The organism is Kitasatospora sp. A2-31, assembly GCF_022288725.1.
Lineage (GTDB): Bacteria > Actinomycetota > Actinomycetes > Streptomycetales > Streptomycetaceae > Kitasatospora.
In genome coordinates this window covers 1-1855 of sequence record NZ_JAKNTA010000108.1, presented here as the reverse complement: position 1 = coordinate 1855, position 1855 = coordinate 1, and the positions used below count along the sequence as shown (strand labels likewise).

Here is a 1855-nt window from a genome sequence, read left to right as displayed (position 1 = left end):
GGGGGGGGGCAAGCGGCAGGGGGGCGACGGCCGGGCACGGCCCGGCGGTACGGCCGGCCCGGACCGGGAACGTGCGCCTCCGCTTGCTGAGCCCGCGGCGAACAGGGCCCGCAGGGGGACTCGGCACCCCCGCCGGACTGTTAGGAAGGTGTCGGACAGACGGTGCCGACGCACCCATTCACGGGGAGAGAACACGCATGAGCGACGAACGGTCCGAGAGCCTGTACGACGCCGTCGGCGGCATCGACGCGCTGCGTCGGCTGAGCAACACCTTCTACGAGGGTGTGCTGGCCGACCCGGTGCTGGCGCCCGTCTTCGCGAACTTCACCACCACCCACATCGAGCACGTCGCCGTCTGGCTGGGCGAGATCTTCGGTGGCCCGGCCCGCTTCACCGACGAGCTCGGCGGCCACCAGTCGCTGCTCCGCTCGCACCTGGGCCTCGCGATCACCGAGGAGCAGCGCGGTCGCTGGATGGAGCTGATGGGCGAGGCGGTCCGGAAGGAGCTGCCCGACGACGAGCTGCTGCGCCGGCGGGTGCTGGAGTACTTCGACTGGGGCACGAAGATCGCCAAGGACGTCTCGGCGGCGCCGGCCGGAGCCGACCTCGGCGACCCCGGCCCGACCCCGCGCTGGGGCTGGGAAGGCCTGCAGTGACGTCCCGCACCGGGGACCTCCTCGCCGCGGAGCCGCACCCGACCCCGAACTCCCCGACCCCGAACTCCCCGGCCGGGGCCACCGAGGGGGCGGCCGTCACCCCCGGCCTCTCCCTGTCCGGGGGCGGGCTGCTGCTGCGCCCGTTCCGGGACGAGGACGCGCCCGCGCTGATCGCGATCCACCGCGACGAGACGCTGCGCCGCTTCACCCGGACCCCGGTCACCGACCCGGCCGAGGCCGCCCGCTGGCTCGACCTGCAGCGCCGCGGCTGGGCGGAGGGCCACCGGTACAGCTTCGCCGTCCTGGAACGCCGTGACGGCCGGGACGACGGCCGGGCCGAAGGCTCGGACGACGCCCGAGTCGACGATCGGGCCGACGCCCCGGCCGAGCTGGTCGCCAACGTGGTGCTCAAGCGCGCCGAGCCCGGTGGGCCGGCGGCCGAGGTGGGGTACTGGACGGCCGCCGCCGCCCGCGGCCGGGGCGTGGCCCCGCGCGCGCTGGAGGTGCTCACCGGCTGGGCGTTCGCCGCCTTCGCCGCCGACGGGCTGGTCCGGCTCGATCTGCTGCACCAGGTGGACAACACGGCGTCCTGCCGGGTCGCGGAGAAGACCGGGTACGGCTTCCGGTCCGTGCTCCCGGCCCTGCCGCCGGAGTTCCCGCTGGACGGTCACCTCCACAGCCGCTCCGCATAATCGCTGGACCGGCAGGCGGCGCCGGGCCAGAGTGGCCGGCATGGCTTCTCTTGTACGACACACGACGATCGACTGCGCCGACGCCTACCGCCTGGCGCAGTTCTGGGCCGAGGTGCTGGACGCCAAGGTGAGTGACGACGACAACCCGGGTGACCCGGAGGCGCTGGTGCAGACGGCCGGCGCCGGGCTGCTCTTCATCCAGGTGCCCGAGGGCAAGTCGGTGAAGAACCGCGTCCACCTGGACATCCAGCCGCAGGACCGCACCCGGGACGAGGAGGTCGAACGTCTGCTGGCGCTCGGCGCCACGCTCCACGGTGACCACCGCACCCCGGACGGCAAGGGCTGGGTGACCCTGCTCGACATCGAGGGCAACGAGTTCTGCGTCGAGCGGAGCGAGGCCGAGCGGGCCGCCACCGCCTGAGGCGGCGCTGCCGCCGGCCACCGCCGCCGGCCGCCAGCCCTCGGGCACGGCCGCCCGCCGGGTCCACGAGGCCTTGCGCGGGCGGC

3 protein-coding genes are annotated in these 1855 nt (G+C 74.8%); all 3 read left to right on the top strand.

Features of this window, described 5'->3' with window-relative positions; all coding sequences use genetic code 11:
• Nucleotides 1-197: 197 nt before the first annotated feature.
• The 3 genes from MCM47_RS39930 (at nucleotide 198) to MCM47_RS39920 (ending at nucleotide 1769) form a co-directional block, all read left to right on the top strand.
• The gene (locus tag MCM47_RS39930; RefSeq protein ID WP_238951745.1) at nucleotides 198-656 is read left to right on the top strand and encodes a group II truncated hemoglobin; all 459 of its coding nucleotides are present in this window, start codon (nucleotides 198-200) and stop codon (nucleotides 654-656) included.
• Between the two features lie 113 nt (nucleotides 657-769).
• Entirely contained in the window at nucleotides 770-1348 is a 579-nt protein-coding gene (locus tag MCM47_RS39925; RefSeq protein WP_374209280.1) for a GNAT family N-acetyltransferase, read from the top strand.
• Between the two features lie 40 nt (nucleotides 1349-1388).
• Nucleotides 1389-1769, top strand: a complete 381-nt coding sequence (locus MCM47_RS39920; RefSeq protein WP_238739987.1) for a VOC family protein — start codon at nucleotides 1389-1391, stop codon at nucleotides 1767-1769.
• Nucleotides 1770-1855 lie beyond the last annotated feature (86 nt).

Coding starts and splice junctions, on each gene's coding strand:
- MCM47_RS39920 (WP_238739987.1), top strand. CDS start 1,389: ATGGCTTCTCTTGTACGACACACGACGATCGACTGCGCCGACGCCTAC.
- MCM47_RS39930 (WP_238951745.1), top strand. CDS start 198: ATGAGCGACGAACGGTCCGAGAGCCTGTACGACGCCGTCGGCGGCATC.